We start from the raw sequence: 17,737 nt of genomic DNA, 5'->3' as shown, positions 1-17,737 counted from the left end.
ACTCTTCCTTCAGTCACGGTTCATCCCCTGTACCTGACGTCTTTGAAGGGAGACACCAGTGGTCCGTCCGGGCAGTGCAGTCGGCCGTTGACCACCCAACCGCAGTCTCGCGCCTCGAGTTCAGCCACGAGATAGCCTTCCCACTTTTCTATTTCCTTCTCATAGGCAGGATCGCCCACCAGGTTGCGGCACTCACCGGGATCCTCGTCCAGATTGAAGTACTGTTTCTCATCGATTCGCGGCAGCCAGATGAACTTCCGATGCCCGTCCGTCACGTACTGCATTTCCTGTTCAGGGGCGTAGCACCAGCAGTGTTCCCCGTGAATATAGTCTCGCCAGCCGTCGGTTGTGCCTCGCATCAGCGGAAGCAGGCTACGCCCCGTCACCGTGGGCGGCACTTCCAATCCCGCTGCGTCCAGGATCGTAGGCATAATGTCGCGGAGTTCCGCCACGCCGTCCGGAACGGGCGACATCACCCGTTCGCCCCAACGGGCCGGCGGGCAGATGATCAGCGGTATCCTCGCACTGCCCTCGTAGGCGTAGGTCTTGCGCCACAGGTGGTGGTCGCCCACCATGTCGCCGTGGTCGGACGTGAAGATGACCCAGGTGTTGGTCCAGGCCTCCGGGGCATGGCGTTCCATCCAGTTCTTGAGCCGGCCGATCTGGGTGTCGATGAACGAGATCTCTCCGTAGTATCCGGACCTGCCGCGATGAATGCGCGGGGCCGACAGCTTTCCGTGCCAGGCGTTGACGTCCGTGGCGTCGAAGGGCGCGTCGTGCGTCGCCGCCCAGTCGCCGATGTACGGGGCCGGAGTTTCCCGGTCGTGGTACAGGTTGAAGTACCAGGCGGGCGGTACGTACGGCGAATGGGGACGGGCGAAGCTGATGTTGAGGAAGAAGGGTCTGGATCGATCCCGCCCCGCGATGTAGTGGATCGCCCGGCTCATGGTCCAGGCCGTCGGATGGAGATACTCCTCTGTATGCCAGGGACGCCCGATCCACGAATTCCAGTTGACCCCGTGGTCGTCCGGCGTAATGTCCCGTTTTTTCTCCCGGTCGAACCACTGGCGGTACTCGTCCCGCAGTCCCTGGGCGATCAGCCGGCCGGATTCGTCCAGTTCCGCCGACTGAAAACCCATGTCCGCGCGCTGCGGCGTGAAATGCCCCTTTCCGACCAGGTGGGTGGCATATCCGGCATCCGCGAGCGTACCGGCCAGGGTATGGGGGAAGTCGTCGGGTATGGGTCCCTGTCCCCGTCCCATGCCGAGGACGCCCGTGTGCCACTGGTCCATGCCGGTCATCACGGTTGAACGGGCGGGAATACAGGATGGGACTGCCGTGTAGGCGTGAGAAAACCGCGCGCCCCGGGCGACCAGGTGATCCAGATTGGGCGTTTCCACCACCGGATGGCCGTCACAGCTCATGCAGTCGCCGCGCATCTGGTCCGCCATGATGAATACGACGTTGGGACGGGACAAGCCGGTTGCTCCTGGATGATGCGGACACCAAAGATCGAACTGGTCGAAGGAGGATCCATAACTTACTCGTCCGGTGTCCACTGTCAAGATTTGAAGTCCACCTTGCATCACGGGATACGACCTGCGTTAAGCCGTTTATCCCCTTGACATTGGGGCGGTTTCTTCCACATTTCATGCATGACGGGATCCCCGTTTCGGAGGCTGAAAGACCCATCACAGGAGGAATCGCCCCATGGCCGCGCGCGACAAACCCATTACCGATGATGAGAGGGTGTTCTGGGCGGACATTCGGCGCCAGTTCTACCTCGAGGACGGCGTGACTTTCCTCCAGGGCGGCTCGGTGGGTCCGTCCGCGAGACCCGTCATCGAGCAGGTGATCGAGTGGCTGCGGCAGGTGGAGGCGAATCCGTTGCACAACCAGGGTGACCGGCTCATGGGACCCCTGGTCGAGTCGGCCCGCGAAAAGGTCGCACGGTTCACCGGGGCTTCCGCGAAAAATGTGGCCCTGGTACTCAACACCACGATGGGCATGAACGTTCCCGCCCGCGGATTGCCCCTGCAGCCCGGCGGCGAGGTGTTGATGAGCGACCAGGAATATCCCTCGGTCCAGCGCATGTGGGAACACATGGCAAAGACACAGCACGTCCTGATCCGCAAGGTTCCCCTGCCGACGCCGCCCGAGTCACCGGGGGAGATCGTCGACGCCTTCGCCGCCCATATCACGCCACGTACCCAGGTAATGATCTTCTCCCACGTCTACTGCACCACAGGTCTCGTGGCGCCTGTCGATGAGCTGACCGCCCTGGCCCATGAGCACGGCGCCGTGGCCGTGGTGGACGGCGCACATGCGGTCGGCATGGTGCCGGTAGACATCGAAGCCTGGGGATGCGATTTCTACGCCAGCAGCACGCACAAATGGCTGCTGGCGCCCAAGGGGACGGGTATCTGTTATGTCGCGGATCCGTACCTGAGCGCGCTGCCGGCGCCCATTCTGGGATACAATACCGCGCCGTACGGCCATGCCGCCCGGTTCGACGTGACGGGTACCCACGACGTGACCCATTTCGCCGGCCTGGGTGCGGCTATCGATTATCAGCTGGGCATCGGGTGGGAAGACCGGATACGGCGCTATTGCCTGGGCCTGGCCCGATACTTGCGTGAACTGGTCATGGACGAGATTGAAGGCGCGCGAATGACCGTACCGCCCGGGCCCGAAATGTCCGGATTCCTGACCTCCTTCACCATCGATGGCTGCAACCTCCACAAAGTCGTGGGGCTCATGTGGGAGGAGTACCGCATTCAGATCGCCGCAACCCGTGCGGGCAATCAGCCCGTCTTCCGCATTTCTACCCATTTCTACGACTGTTACGAGGACATCGACCGGTTCATCGAGGCCTTGAAGACCGTGCTTGCCACCCGGCGCGACGAGGTCTTCGAAGACGGGGAATAGGCCGAAGGATAAACCCCCGCTTGCCGCCGCGTGTAAGGTTCTGAACCCATGCTCAGACTCGAATTCGACCGTGGGACCATCCTCGTGCACGGCGACCGGGACCAGGTGGACGGGTTGTCGTTGCCCGGTTGCGCGTTTGACCAGCGAGTGGCCCTGTACCGCGCTCCGGCGCGGCATTACCGCGATATCATCACGCTGCTCGCCGACCGGGACATCCCGTACCGGGACGACGCCCGTTCCTACGGGAAACTGGACCTTTCCCTCCAGTCTGACCGGTCCCCCTTTCCTTACCAGCAGGAAGCCGTGGACGCCTGGTGGAAGGCTGGAGGCCGTGGTGTGGTCGTGTTGCCGACCGGGTCGGGCAAGACTTTCGTCGCCCTCATGTCCATGGCCCGCGTCCAGCGCAGCACCCTGGTGGTCGTTCCCACCATCGACCTGATGCAACAGTGGTACGGCGTGATCTCCAGCCAGTTCGACGTCGAAGTGGGCCTGATCGGCGGGGGGTATTACGATATCGAACCGGTTACCGTGTCCACCTACGATTCCGCGTACCTGCACATGGAGCGGCTCGGCCACCAGTTCGGACTGGTGATTTTCGACGAATGCCACCACCTGCCCGGGCCGTCCTACCTCATGACCGCGGACCTGTCGCTGGCGCCGTACCGCCTCGGGCTGACGGCCACCCTCGAGCGGGAGGACGGCGCGGAACACCTCTTGCTGGACGCGGTCGGGGAGACGGTCTACCGCCAGGAGATCCGTTCCCTGAGCGGGGAGTATCTGTCCGGCTATGAGACGATCAAGATCAACGTCCGGCTTTCACCGGAAGAACGGATCGAGTACCAGGAGGAGCGGGATATCTATCGTACGTTCCTGGACAATAACAGGATCTCGCTGTCCGGTCCCAACGGGTGGGTCCGATTCCTGTCGGCGACGTCCCGCAGCGAAGAAGGGCGCCGGGCCTTCACGGCCTACCGGACCCAGAAGGCCATCGCCCAGGGTTCGCAGGCCAAGCTGCGCGTCCTGGAGCGGCTGATCCGGCAGCACCGCCGCGATCGCATGCTCATCTTCACCAGCGACAACGAAACGGTATACCGGATCTCGCGCCGGTTCCTCGTTCCCGCCATCACGCACCAGACCAAGGTGAAGGAGCGCCGGGAAATCCTGGCGGCGTTCAACGCCGGCGATTATCCCTTCCTGGTCACCTCCCGTGTGTTGAACGAAGGCGTGGACGTCCCCGAAGCCAATGTGGCCGTGGTGCTGTCCGGTTCCGGCAGCGTAAGGGAACACGTACAGCGTCTCGGCCGGATCCTTCGGCGCGTCGAGGGCAAGCACGCGGTGCTGTATGAGCTCGTGGCCGAACGGACGGGCGAGGAGTACGCGAGTTCCCGGCGGAGACAGCACAGCGCCTACCGGAAAAACCCGGCAGGGAGGCGGTGACATGCTGACGGGCGACCTGCTCCGCGTCCGGTTCCGCAAGGACGAGATCCATCTTCCCTATATCGATGAGCTGGACCGGGATCACCTCGGGGTTGCCGAAACGCTGATCCGCATCTTCGAGCGCCATGAAGGCGGGACCCGGCAGGAACTCGACGAGGAGCTGACGGATACGACGGGCGCCGGGACGGGATTCCTTTTTCACCGCGGACTGAGCAAGTTGCTGAAAGATCGCTGTACGTTCGCGTCTGCTTCGCCCGTAGACCCGGTGGAACTGCGCCGGCGGATATTCGAAGGCGCGGCCGCGGCGTACCGGGACACAGAGCAGGTCCGTATCGACCGGGAAGCCATTCTGACCGAAGCGGCAAAGTCGGCCGCCATAGGCGCGGAGGCAGTCGAAGGCGCCTTCTACGCCGATCTCAGGGCGGCCGAGCGGCTGGAATCTTTCAAGCCCTGTAAGGCCGAATGGCTGTTGAGCCGGTATAATGTCGCCCTCGCGCAGGCCGTCCTGCTGCGGGCGTCGGAACTGGACCTGTACATCGAGGGGGAAAGTCCGGCCCGCTACCGGGACCTTTTCCGGAAGATGAAGTTCTTCCGGCTCCTCCACGAGATCCGACAGACGGGACCGGGGGAATACCACATACGCATAGACGGCCCCATGTCGCTCTTCAAGTCGTCCCAGCGCTACGGTCTGCAGATCGCCCAGTTTCTTCCCGCGGTCCTGCACTGCGCGCACTGGCGCGTCGCCGCTTCCGTCGTATGGGGCGCCCGTCGCCGGAAGGGGGTGTTTCGCCTGACCCCCGAAACGGGCCTGAAACCGATCGGTCCTACCGCGGGCCAGTGGGTACCCGAGGAGGTGGTCTGGCTCGAAGAGCGCTTCGCCCGGTTGAATTCGGTCTGGCGCATAGCGGCCGGGACGGATGTCGTCGACTTGGGCGGTCAGGGTGTGCTGGTGCCTGAATATGTTTTTACCCATCCCCCGACCGGTACCAGGGTATACTTGGACTTCCTCGGTTATTGGCGCTCCGGAGGCGTGCGGACGCGCCTGGACCTGCTGAGCAGGTACGGTCCCCCCAACATGATCCTGGCGATTTCCGCGGAGCTCGGTGTGGATGAAGAAGCATCGACGGATATTCCCGGCGAGGTGTACAGGTACCGGCGAACGCCCGTGGCGCGCGATATCCTCGGCATTCTTGATGCCATGGTGGATAGCGCCTCCGGCCGATCACAGGAGAACTTGAGTCTGTTCGATGCGTAGGCGGCAGTTCGACCCGCAGGTGGTATAAATGGGTTGATCTGACCGTCCGCCGCACCGTAGGTTATGGCCATGTCGTCCTGTCCTTCCAATTCCATTTCTTCATCGTGGACTACCCGCGGTTTCGAGGCGTTCCGGCAGGGAACTTTCGGCAACGGCGGCCAGAATCTCTACGTGTCCCGGGCTGGCGTGCTGCAGCGTATTCACCAGTTCGACCTGGATCGGGACGGCCACGTCGACCTGGTCTTCTGCAACAGCCAGAACCACGGCGAAAAACCCCCCGTCACCGTGTATCATGACGTACTCGGCCATTCCACCGCCCGGTTCCTCCCGTCCGACGGGGGAAGAACCGGTGTCGTCGCCGATCTGAACGGGGATGGATACGACGACCTCGTCGTCGGCATGTTCTACAACGGGATCCGGCGGGATCTCAACGCCTATCTGTACTACGGCGGTCCGGACGGACTCGGCGAACGGCGGGTGCAGTACCTGCCCGCGCCGTATTGCACTTCGGTGGCCGCCGGAGACTTCGACGGGGACGGGAAACCGGACCTGGCTTTCGTCTCCGATGGTAAATTGCGCCTGTTCTACCAGACCGCGTTGGGGTTCGAGCTCAAAGGATACCGGGATCTTGACGTAGCGGCCGACCAGGTTGCGTCCGACGACTTGGACGGCGATGGGTATGTCGACCTGGCCGTTCGGGACGCCGGGGGGAGCGTCAGGATACTCTGGGGCGGTCCGGATGGCATAGAGCCGGGCGGATCATCGCTGATACCCGTCGATACCGATCCTTCGGAAGAGCCGGATCCGGACCTTGGCAGCTATCCCGAAGACGTCGACCCCGCTGTTCCGCTCGTATCCGTTCTCCGAATCCACGACACGCCCCACGTCTTCGTCGCCCGGTCGGACGGTATATACCTGGCGCCGTTCCATGCCGGGCGGGAGGCGGGCGAGCCGGTGCGTCTGTCCTGCCGCAATGCACTCGCCATTGCCGTCGGGGACCTGGCCGGCGACGGACGATGCGGCCTGGTAGTGGCCTGCCGGGACCGCCACGGCGGGGAGGAGTGTTCGTGGCTGTACCACGACGGGAACGAGGGCGGGTACAACGATCAGAACCGCACGGCGATCCCCAGCCGATATGCCTGCGATGCGGCCGTCCGGGACTTGGACGGGGATGGCCGGTCCGAAATCGTAATCTGTCAGACCCATACGCCGGAAAGCTATACATCGGAATCCCTGGCGTACCGCTGGGGCCGGGACGGGCTGGCGCCGCCGCGCGTCCTCGAGACCCATGACGCCCGGCGGGTGCTGCTGGCCCGCGCATCGGACGATCCCCTTCCGCAGGCCGTTTTCATCAACCAGTTCAGCCGGAACCTGAGGGGCGACATCCCCGTATTTATCTATCACGGCGGTCCCGACGGGTTCAGGCCGGAACGCCGCCAGGAAGTGCCGGGATGGGGCGCGGTGGAAGTGCTCCGGTGCGACCTGAACGACGACGGGCTGCCCGACCTGATCCTGGCCAATGCCTCCGAGAACTCGGTCCGCCAGGATCCGGGGTCCTTTGTGTATTACAACGGGGAAGGGCGATTCGGAAGCGAACCGGACGTGCGCCTGCCGACCGTACGGGCCCACGGGGTCTGTTGCGCGGACCTGGACCGGGACGGATACCTGGACCTCGTCTTCTGCGGATTCGATAATCCGGATATCGTCATCTTCTACGGCGGACAAGACGGCTTCGACAACGGCCGAACGGAGCGCATCCGCCTCGAATACGAGGGCGTCGTGTACAAGGATCCGCGCTGGATCTTCCTCGTCGACCTGAACGGCGACGGCTGGCTCGACCTGGTCGTGCCGCAGATCGCCGACGATTACAGTTTCATCCTTTTGGGCGGCCCGAAAGGCTTCAGCATGGACCGGTGCCAGGCGCTTTCCGTGTGGCACGGCGCCTGCGCCCGGGCGGCGGACCTCAGCGGGAACGGGTATCCCGACCTGGTCATCGGCGGACACGAGCCGTCGATCGGAGCGCCCCACGACTCCTTCGTGCACATCTACTGGAACGGTCCCGACGGGCTACGCGAGGACCGCCGTACCCTCCTGCCGTCCAACGCGGTGAACGCCATGTCCATCATGGATTTCAACGGAGACGGCCTGCTAGACCTCTTCGTCTGCTCATACCACGACAACCGCGTGCGGGACATCGATTCCTACATCTACTGGAACCGTGCCGGCCGGGGATTCTCCGCCGCCGACCGCACCCGGCTGTTCACCCATTCCGCGTCGGGCTGCGTGGCCGCGGATTTCGACGGAGACGGCCACGTCGACCTCGCCATCGCCTATCACAAGGTCGAGGGCGACCACGTCGGCCATTCCGCCGTCTGGTGGAACGGTCCCGGCGGGTTCGACGCCAGGCGGGTCACCCGGCTGCCCACGACCGGTCCCCATGGCATGACCGCCGTCCAGACGGGCAACATGCTGGACGCGGGTCCGGAAGAATACTATGTCTCGGCGCCGCACGAGATACCCCGGGGACAGGCCGTGACCGGCATCGACTGGGAAGCGGAATGCGGACCGGGCACCTGGGTGCACGCCCAGGTCCGGTGGGCGGACTCGGAGGAGGCGCTGGCACGATCGGCATGGCTTGGCGCCGGGGGAGCAGGCACCTGGTACGAAACGCCCCAGCCGGTGCGGGCGACGGGCGCGGGGCCATGGGTCCAGTATCGGCTCGCGCTGGGCGCAAGAAACGGGGGAAGCACCCCACGGGTCACGGAAGTCCGGCTGGAAACGGGCTGACGGGCCGGCGGATGGATCACCGGAGAACAGGGCATGCGCAAGCCGTCGGAAGTTTTCGATGAGATTCAACGCTGGGCGGAAGCGGACGATCAGATCAGGGGACTGGTCCTGTCGAGTGGCCGGGTCGATGGAAACGATACGGTCGATCTGTTGTCGGACTACGACGTGATCGTGTACGTCAGGGATCAGGAGCCCTACAAACGGGACGATCACTGGCTGGAAGCGTTCGGATCCGTGATGACGCGCTCGCCACCCTCGCCAACCTTGTTTGATGATGGCAGGATAGGCCGCATGGTGATCTATGACGATGGCATCCGGATCGACTGGAGTGTCGCGGATGCCGAATCCATGCACGACCTCAACGGCGAGCCCGAACCTTACCGGGTGCTGCTGGACAAGGACCGGATAGTAAAGAACCCCATACTGCCCTATCACAGCGCCTACCACGTTCAAAGACCTTCGAAGGACGAATATGACGAACTGGTGGCCGATTTCTGGTGGGACATCATCTACGTGGCCAAGGCCCTGTGGCGCGATGAGCTCTACTGGGCAAAGCACATGAACAGAAAGGTCCATTCCCCCTTTCTTGAAAAAGTCATCGAATGGCATATCGGCATGAAAAACGACTGGTCGGTTACGACCAACAAACACGGCCGCTGGTTCAAGCGTTACCTGGACCCCGGGACATGGGCGGAAATCGAATCCACGTATTCCGGTGCGGACCTGGATCAGAACTGGGATGCCCTGTTCAATGCGACCCGGCTGTTCCGGCGTCTTGCCGTCACCGTCGCCGACGGGTTGGATTTCGACTATCCTCATGAAACCGACCGGCGCGTCACGGCGTACATGGGGAAGATCAGGCGGCTGGACCGGGACGCCGCGGATTTCGTGTGAACCCAAACACTGGAGCATCGAAGATGAAGGCACTGCTTGAAAAACTGAACATCGAAGCGTTGAACGCCGGAGCCTGTACGGGGATGGACGGCTGGATACACGGGGAGGGACCCATCCTGACGTCGTACAACCCGACATCCGGCGAACCGATCGCGGGCGTGCGGCAGGCGACTCCGGAGGTCTATGACCGGGTGGTCGAACACGCCCGCGTCTCCTTCGATTCCTGGCGAGCGCTGCCCGCGCCGAAACGGGGCGACATGGTCAGGGACCTGGGCAACATCCTGCGGGCGTACAAGGAACCGCTGGGCGAACTCGTCTCCCTGGAGATGGGCAAGATCCGCGTGGAGGGCATGGGGGAGGTCCAGGAGATGATCGACATCTGCGATTTCGCCGTGGGGCTTTCCCGCCAGTTGTATGGACTGACCATCGCGAGCGAGCGGCCGAGTCACCGCATGAGCGAGCAGTGGCATCCCCTGGGCGTGATCGGCATCATCACCGCCTTCAATTTCCCCGTGGCGGTCTGGTCGTGGAATGCTTCTCTGGCTTCGGTGTGCGGCGACGTCACCGTGTGGAAACCGAGCGGTCAGACGCCGCTGACGGCCGTGGCCACGCAGCACCTGTGCAACCGGGTCATGGCCGACCACGGGGTGGACGGCGTATTCAACCTGGCCATCGGCCGCGGCAGTGACGTGGGCAATCTCATCCTCGATGACGAACGCATACCGCTCGTATCCTTCACGGGTTCGACCGCGACGGGAAAGACCGTGGCCGCACGGGTCGCTTCCCGGTTCGGTCGCAGCATACTGGAGCTGGGCGGCAACAACGCGATCGTCGTCACCGAAAACGCCGACCTCGAACTCGCCGTGCCCGGCATCGTCTTCGGCGCCGTGGGGACGGCGGGACAACGGTGCACCTCGACACGCCGCATCATCGGGCACAAGCGCATGACGGCGACGCTGATCGATCGATTGGCCCGCGCTTACGCGCAGGTGCCGATGGGCGATCCCGTCGACGACGGTACGCTCATGGGACCGCTGGTCACGGCCGACGCGGTGGACGACATGATGCAGGCTATCGAGCAGGCGAAGGCCGAGGGCGGCGAGGTCGTCATCGGCGGGAAACACCGACCGGACCTGGGACCGAACTTCGTCGAACCGACCATCATACGCATGCCCGCCCAGTCGGCTATCGTGAAACAGGAGACCTTCGCCCCGATTCTGTATATCCTGGAGTATGAAACCCTGGACGAGGCCATCGACCTCCACAACGACGTGCCCCAGGGGCTTTCCAGCGCGATCTTCACCGACAGCCTGCGCGAGGCGGAGCGGTTTCTCTCCGCGACGGGCTCGGACTGCGGCATCGCAAACGTGAACATCGGCACGTCCGGCGCCGAGATCGGCGGGGCCTTCGGCGGCGAGAAGGAGACGGGCGGCGGCCGCGAATCGGGCTCGGACGCCTGGAAAGCCTACATGCGCCGCCAGACCAATACCGTCAACTGGTCCACCGATCTCCCGCTGGCCCAGGGAATCGAATTCGACACCGTCGGATCAGACGGTGACTGACCGCACTTCTCAAATCAACCACAGGGAGGAATACGCATGTCATCCAACGGAGCGTTTATCATCGACAAGAACCTGGGCGCGCGCCTGGATGAGAACCAGGCCGATCTGACCAGGGTGAACGCCGACGGTCGGGACGTGATCCCGCCGACGGACGAACAGAAGTACCTGTTCGACAAGGACGGCTGGCTTTTGATCCCCGGGGTGCTTTCCGAAGCCGAATGTGCGGAGATGCGGGCGTTCTGCCTGCAACTGCACCATGATCCGGAATCCATACCTGAACGAGAGCGGTCGGCGCTCGGCGGTCCGCTGCAAAGCCTGACGGATCATCCGCGGGTGGTGGGGTTCATGAACGAATTCCTGGCCTATCCCGGCCTGTCCAACCAGATCTGCTACGGTTTCAGGCAGGAATCGGCCACTCTGTTCTACCGGGAAGCCGGAGACGGCGAGTTCGGGCCCCACAACGGGAACGGCATGCTGCGGCTCCCCGGCGACTCCCATCTCTACCGCTGCATTCCCGGGAAGGCCAACTCCGCGCTGACCCGGGTGGTCTGGGAGTTGAACCCGGTGGAGGAGGGGAACGGCACGCTCCTGGTAACCGGCAGCCACAAGTCCGTCTTTCCCACGCCGTCCTCCATCCAGTCGCCGGACTCGCCGATCTGGGATACATATACCTGTCCGGCTGGATCGCTGATGTTCTTCACCGAGGCCCTGACGCACAGCGGAAGGCCGTGGGTCAGCGAGAAGTATCCGCGCGTCGCCATTTTCAGCTGCTACAACTCCGTCAACTCCAGGTGGCACAACTGGGATCCCCATCCGGAGCTGCTCGCCTCCATGCCGCCCCTGCGCCAGACGCTCTACCGCGGCGTCTACGTGGGGAACAATCTGGTGGGGGGCGTGATGCTCTAGGACCGGGACCGATTCCGCAGGTAGTCTTCTTTCAGTACCTTGCCCAGACAGTGCAGGAGATAGTCGGCGTTCTCCCGGGTGAAGACCAGGGGCGGCTTGATCTTCAGGACGTTGTGCAGGGGGCCGTCGGTGCTGATCAGCACCCCGTGGTCCCGCATCCGGTTGGCCACGTAGGAGGCCTGGTGTCCGCCCGGCTCCAGCGTGTCGCGGTCCAGCACGAGTTCCACGCCCACGTAGAGCCCCATGCCGCGGACGTCGCCGATGATCGGGTGGTCCGGCGCCAGGGCGCGGAGTCCCTCCATCAGGTAGCCGCCCACCTCCAGGGCATTGGCCTGCAGGCCTTCTTTCTCGATGACGTCCAGCACCGCCAGGCCGATGGCGCAGGAGACGGGATTCCCCCCGAAGGTGTTGAAATACTCCATGCCGTTGTCGAAAGCGCCCGCGATCTCGGGGGTGGTAACCACGGCGCCCAGCGGGTGGCCGTTGCCGATAGGCTTTCCCAGGGTGACGATGTCCGGTACCGCGTCCTGGGTCTCGAATCCCCAGAAGTGCGAACCCACGCGTCCGAATCCCACCTGTACCTCGTCGGCGATGCACACGCCGCCCGCTTCGCGCACCTGGTGGAACACCGATCTGAAATATCCGTCCGGCAGTACGATCTGTCCGCCGCAACCGGGCAGGGACTCGGCGATGAAGGCGCTGAGGCCACGGTCGTGTTCCGCGAGCGAATCGATACGTTCGCGTACGTGCTCCGCGTACCACGCACCCGTTTCCGGCGAATAACCTTTGTACGGACCACGGTAGGGGTCGGGCAGAGGCGTTTTGTGTACGTGGGACGGCGCACCGTCACCCCCCGGTCCGTCGAACTTGTATGGACTGATATCGATCAATGACGTCAGGTTGCCGTGATAGGCCCCGTCCAGGATGAGCAGGTCGCGTTGTCCGGTATGACTCCGCGCCAGGCGGAGGGCGAGGTCGTTCGCCTCGCTGCCTGAATTCACGAAGAAGCATACGCTGAGGGGGTCGGGCAGCTTCGTGCAGAGGCGTTCGGCGTAATCGACGAGATTGTCGTGGAGGTAGCGGGTGTTGGTGTTCAGCACCGTCATCTGACGCTGGGCGGCCCGAACCACCTCCGGATGGCTGTGCCCCACGTGGGGCACGTTGTTCACGGCGTCGAGAAACGCGCGTCCTTCATCGTCGTACAGGTACTGCATGTGGCCCCGGACAATCTTCAGGGGACGCCGGTAGGAGATGCTGAGGGACCTGCCGATATGGTGGCGGCGGGATGCAAGGATCTCCCGTGTAGTCCGTTGCTCCCGTGGAAATACCTCCGCGGGTACGCCCAGGATGACGTTCGGATCCGGAGACAGGCTCAGCCAGACGTTCCGCTGGCTCGGTCCTCCCACGCCGGGGAAGTCTCCCGCGTTGCCAAGCATGTCCGTGACGATCTGAAAGTGCAGGTGGGGCGGCCAGCCTCCATTGACCGTCGGGTCGCCGAGGGATGCGAACCGTTCACCTTTCTCTATCTGCTTTCCTTCGTATAGACCGGTCAGCGACTCCACGCTCAGGTGGCCGTACAGCGTGTAGAGCGCCTGGGCGGAACCTGCTGAACCGTCCGTTACTTCCGCGGTGTGCTCAAGAATGATGCACGGCCCGTAATCCAGCGGCTGAGTGTTGTTCCGGAAGCTGTGGACCTTTCCCTCCAGTGGGGCGTAGACCGGAGATCCGGCGGGCAGGAAAACATCCATCCCGAGGTGTATGGTCCGACGTTCCGGCATCTCGTCGGAGTCGAGCATGAATTGATCGGCCGTATAGACCTGGCGGGCCTCGTTGTATCGGCCGATCCCCGCTTCTGCCTTCGCGTTTTCCATTTTCCGGAAGACATCCGCGGCAAGTTCGTCCGCGTTGACCGAACCTCCCAGCAGGGCCCGGTCCGGGCTGCCCACGCTGAGATCGAACGCGACGGCGGTGGAAAGGTCCACGTCGGGGCCCATGACCGGCGCGAAGCTGCCGCGCTTCGAGGCAAGGTACGCTTCGATACCCGGGGTCTGCGGACACGGCGGCAGTTCGCAGGCGTCCCGAAACAGGTATTCGACGAAGGATGGGGACGTGCCCTCGAGTTTTTTGAGGAGATCCCAGGCGTTCTTCTCGCTGACGGAGAGGTAGGTATTTTCCGGTTCGGCGACTTGCTGATGGGCCGATATGGCCACGCTCATGCACAGCCGCATCACGGCGCAGTGGTAGAGCAGTTTCAGGTCCAAGTCCGTCAACGGGTGCTCGGCATGGTACCCGGCTACGACGTGCGCGGCGGCCGACAGAGGCTCCGACTTGCCGAGCATGACATAGGCGGCGGCGACGGCCGGCTCGTAGAGCGCGCAGGACTGAGCCATGTCGCCGAAATCGATCAGTCCGGCTATCCTGTGTTCACTGGACGCGGGATCATCGGGATGGGCGAGGCGGACCAGTACGTTCTGGTCGTTCGCATCGTTGTGTATGACCTGGCGCGGAAGCGATGCGAGATGGGGACCGACGGCGCTTTCGTACGCTTCGCAGAAGCCTGTGACCAGCCGGCGGCGGCCGGAGTCGGGGATCAGGTCGGCGAATCGATGAACGACTTCCGGGCCATTGTCCATGTTCCAGATGAGATCAGGCTGTTTTTCCACGTGGGAGAAGTCGGCTAATGCGCGGGTAAGCCGGGCCAGAAAGACGCCCAGGTCCCGCAGCAGGCCGGGACTGTGCGGCTTGACGTCGCACAGGGGCCAGCCGTCGATGTACGTGAGCATCCGGACCAGGTGTCGCAGTCCGTTCCGCCCGTCGATCCGTGTGATGCCGCTGTCGTCCTTTGTCCGGCAGACCCGCGGCCACTCGGTTTCGTCGAACCGCCCGGCCAGGTGGTCGAGGGCGTCGTGCTGCAGTTCGAGAATGCCGCGCTTCTCGCCAGCCCCGGAGATCTTCAGGACGAAAACCTCTTCGTTATCGGCGGTCAGCCGGAAATTCTGGTCCCGTTCGCTGGGCAATGGGCTCAGCGTGCCGGTCACACCGTACAGGGAAAGGGCGAGTTCGGCGGCCTCTTCAGGCGTGAAACGGGGCCGTTTTTCGGAGATGACGGACAAATCGGACCTTCTGCGATTGAGATGTCATGAAAACAACTGCAGGATGCGCACAGGCCACTGCGCGCCTGTCCCCGTGCGATCGCTCATCCATGCCCGACGTACAGGTCTACCGGGCATAATCGTCGTCGTTGTTCCCGCGCCAGTCGGGAAGATATCCCTCCGTATGTCCGAAACCGTACGAGGGCCCGATCTGGTTGATCGTTTTCCAGGGCCACGCCTGGCCGCCGATAAGACGGTATTCGTCTCCCTTGCCACAGAGCCAGTAGAACATGTGGGCCACGTAACGGGCGGATCCATGTCCCCCGTAATCGGCGTGCCTGAAGTCGAAATCGGCTTCGGCGATCCAGTCCCGCGCGGGCGGTACCGTACGCCAGTAGCTGTATTTCAGCATGTGCCGCAGGCCGGTCGCCGTGGACGTACCCCGTCGGTGGAGGATGCTCTGCGAATGCAGGCCGATGGTGCCGGCGGGACCCGAACACAGCACGCCGTTCTCCTCCTGCCCTCGCCGGGTCGTTCGGAGATGGGAACCGGGCGTGAATTCGGTGGGCCCCATTTCATCCGGGGTATCCTGGGGAAAATAAAACACCTCGACGAAATGGACCTCCGGACCGAACACGTGATCGGCGTCGTGGTGCCAGTTCTGCGGACCTTCGGGACACTCCACCCGGTGGTTGCTGACCAGCACGGGCAGGCCCACGTGCCGGCCAAGCAGCGAGCGCAGTGCGCCGCACAGCACCGGGTTGAGCAGGACGTGTTCGATGAACCAGTCCTCGAGCAGAATCGAACTCGGCTCATGGGTGCCGCGGATACGAACCAGGTCTTCCCGGGTCATGCCGTCGGGCATGTAACACGGATTGATCGGGAGCTTCCCGTTCAGGTAATCACAGGTGCGCCGGTTGATCTCGTCGGGGACGATGCCCTCGAAATGAAGGTATCCGTCCCTGCAGAAGCGCAGTACCTCCGAGTCCGAGAGCGTCGGCTCGCAGTCGAAGGACCGGCGGGACGCGTCGTAATCCATGTTTTAATCCTTGATTATGAGATTGCGCGGAGTCAATTTCCAGTACAGGCCTGTCTTGAAATCAACAGTAAAATATGCAGTGCGATTTGCCGGTGGGACAAGGCTTTTCCGATCGGCCGCCTGCATCGCAAGTGAAAGGGAAGGGGTTCGCAACCATGGGCATATATGAAGATATCGGCGTTAGGCCGGTCATAAACGCCATTGGCACGGCTACGCGTTACGGAGGCGCCCTCCTGGACCCGGAAATCATGGAGACCATGCGCGTGGCATCCCGGGAGTTCTGTCCCCTGGACGAACTGCACGAGAAAGCCGGGGAGAAAGTCGCAGGAATGCTCGGCGTGGAAGCGGCTTACGTCACCGCCAGCGCCGCGTGCGGACTGGTCATCACCACCGCGGCCTGCATGACGGGGACGGATCAGGACAGAATACGCCAGTTGCCGGACACGACGGGCATGCGTGACGAGGTGGTCGTCCAGAAGACGCACCGGATCGCCTACGACCAGGCCATTCGGCTGACCGGCGCGAAGCTGATAGAACTTGACGATTCGGACGGTCCACCGGTGGAGGCCATGCAGGCCGCCATCGGCGACGGAGCACGTGCGGCGGCGGTCTTCTATCTGGGCAAGAACTTCAAAAACGCCAATGCCGTCCCGTTGGAACAGACTGTGGCCATGGCCCATGCCGCGGACGTGCCCGTCATCGTCGACGCCGCCTCGGAATGTCCGCCGGTGTCCACGCTGACCCGGTTCACGGAGGCCGGCGCCGACCTGGTCATATTCAGCGGCGGCAAGAGCCTCCAGGGCCCGCAGTCGACGGGCCTCATTGTCGGGCGGAAGGACCTGATCAGCGCCTGCGCGGTGAACGGAACACCCTTCGCGACGGTCGGCCGGCCGATGAAGGTGAGCCGGGAGGAGATCTTCGCGTTCATCAAGGCCCTCGAGATCTACCTGAACCGGGACCATGGGGCGGATGCGACGGGCTGGGAAGAAAAGGTGCGCTACATCGAAGAGGAACTGGCCGGCATACCCCACGTTTCCCTCAGCCGGCTCGATCCGGAGGAAACCTACGCCGTGCCCCAGCTCATGGTTACCATCGAGTCGGAAACCGGTATATCCGGGGACGATGCGGTGAAAGCACTGCTCGACGGCAATCCCAGGATCATCGTGCAGGAAAGGGGCGAGGAAGGATTCTCCATCAATCCCCATAACCTGCAGGACGGCCAGGAACGGATCGTGGCGGCACGGTGCCGCGAGGTGCTTACAGGCGGGTAGCGGCTTGGCAAGGAGCCCGTGCGTCCTGACCCGGCCCGAACCGGGAAAAAGAGGCTTGTCTGAGACCCGCCCACAGCCGGAAAACATCTTGCATGCTTACGTAAAAAAAAACTTTCAAATTTATACTATTTTCAATATGATTGTCCTTTGAAAAGACTCGAATCATACCCCTTGACCGGACAACCGGGTTGATCAGAAAGACCACGCTAACTGCGGTATATACTTGCCACCTATCTCCACCTCGCGCAGGAGAACTCCTATGACACAGCATGTCATTTGGAAGACCCTGAATTTCCTCGTCGTTGTGTTTGGCCTGCTCGCGCTCGACGGCGTCTTTACCAATATGCGCCCGGCGCATGCGCAATCGCGGATACCCTGTCCACTACCTGAAGGAGCAACGCCTCCTGCGAACCCGGCTGTGACAGCCCAACAAGTGGAAGACGGCAGTGCCACCCTTGAGGACTTCGCGCTCGCCGTCAGGGAGCGGTCCAGAGAATATGCACAGGGAGCCGCGTCCCATGAGGAAGGGGTATATATTGGATGTATCGTCAGGCAGGAGGATGGGA

General features: G+C 63.1%; 12 protein-coding genes. 9 read left to right on the top strand and 3 right to left on the bottom strand.

The features are described 5' to 3' along the window. Positions 1–20 precede the first annotated feature (20 nt). Positions 21–1,478 carry an arylsulfatase gene (locus OXG98_13240; protein MCY3772968.1) on the bottom strand — a complete coding sequence of 486 codons (1,458 nt, stop codon included), beginning with the start codon at positions 1,476–1,478 and terminating at the stop codon, positions 21–23. Positions 1,479–1,710: 232 nt separating this feature from the next. Between OXG98_13240 and OXG98_13235 the strand changes: the two genes are divergently transcribed. The 7 genes from OXG98_13235 (at position 1,711) to OXG98_13205 (ending at position 11,769) form a co-directional block, all read left to right on the top strand. Further along, positions 1,711–2,928 carry an aminotransferase class V-fold PLP-dependent enzyme gene (locus OXG98_13235; protein ID MCY3772967.1) on the top strand — a complete coding sequence of 406 codons (1,218 nt, stop codon included), beginning with the start codon at positions 1,711–1,713 and terminating at the stop codon, positions 2,926–2,928. A gap of 48 nt (positions 2,929–2,976) precedes the next feature. Beyond that, entirely contained in the window at positions 2,977–4,365 is a 1,389-nt protein-coding gene (locus OXG98_13230) for a DEAD/DEAH box helicase family protein (GenBank protein MCY3772966.1), read from the top strand. 1 nt (position 4,366) lies between these two features. Further along, a complete protein-coding gene (locus OXG98_13225) occupies positions 4,367–5,620 on the top strand; it encodes a DUF790 family protein (protein ID MCY3772965.1) in 1,254 nt (417 codons plus the stop codon). Between the two features lie 69 nt (positions 5,621–5,689). Next, the gene (locus OXG98_13220) at positions 5,690–8,407 is read left to right on the top strand and encodes a VCBS repeat-containing protein (protein MCY3772964.1); all 2,718 of its coding nucleotides are present in this window, start codon (positions 5,690–5,692) and stop codon (positions 8,405–8,407) included. Positions 8,408–8,440: 33 nt separating this feature from the next. Next, the gene (locus tag OXG98_13215; GenBank protein MCY3772963.1) at positions 8,441–9,301 is read left to right on the top strand and encodes an aminoglycoside 6-adenylyltransferase; all 861 of its coding nucleotides are present in this window, start codon (positions 8,441–8,443) and stop codon (positions 9,299–9,301) included. Positions 9,302–9,324: 23 nt separating this feature from the next. Beyond that, positions 9,325–10,863 (top strand): aldehyde dehydrogenase family protein, encoded by a 1,539-nt coding sequence (locus OXG98_13210; protein MCY3772962.1) that lies wholly within the window; start codon positions 9,325–9,327, stop codon positions 10,861–10,863. A gap of 36 nt (positions 10,864–10,899) precedes the next feature. Beyond that, positions 10,900–11,769, top strand: a complete 870-nt coding sequence (locus tag OXG98_13205) for a phytanoyl-CoA dioxygenase family protein (protein ID MCY3772961.1) — start codon at positions 10,900–10,902, stop codon at positions 11,767–11,769. Here the strand turns inward: OXG98_13205 and OXG98_13200 are convergent. Together OXG98_13200 and OXG98_13195 are read right to left on the bottom strand one after the other, a co-directional pair. Next, positions 11,766–14,882, bottom strand: a complete 3,117-nt coding sequence (locus OXG98_13200; GenBank protein MCY3772960.1) for an aminotransferase class III-fold pyridoxal phosphate-dependent enzyme — start codon at positions 14,880–14,882, stop codon at positions 11,766–11,768. The two genes, OXG98_13205 and OXG98_13200, sit on opposite strands and share 4 nt — an antisense overlap. Positions 14,883–14,988: 106 nt before the next feature. Beyond that, positions 14,989–15,900 carry a phytanoyl-CoA dioxygenase family protein gene (locus OXG98_13195; GenBank protein MCY3772959.1) on the bottom strand — a complete coding sequence of 304 codons (912 nt, stop codon included), beginning with the start codon at positions 15,898–15,900 and terminating at the stop codon, positions 14,989–14,991. Positions 15,901–16,055: 155 nt separating this feature from the next. Between OXG98_13195 and OXG98_13190 the strand changes: the two genes are divergently transcribed. After that, entirely contained in the window at positions 16,056–17,171 is a 1,116-nt protein-coding gene (locus tag OXG98_13190; GenBank protein MCY3772958.1) for an aminotransferase class V-fold PLP-dependent enzyme, read from the top strand. Between the two features lie 259 nt (positions 17,172–17,430). Beyond that, the coding region (locus tag OXG98_13185) for a hypothetical protein (protein ID MCY3772957.1) at positions 17,431–17,737 on the top strand (307 nt) is incomplete at its 3' end.

Source organism: Gemmatimonadota bacterium (genome assembly GCA_026706345.1).
Taxonomy (GTDB): domain Bacteria; phylum JAAXHH01; class JAAXHH01; order JAAXHH01; family JAAXHH01; genus JAAXHH01.
Note: the sequence above shows the minus strand (reverse complement) of the source record. Positions and strands in the feature narration are given on the sequence as shown.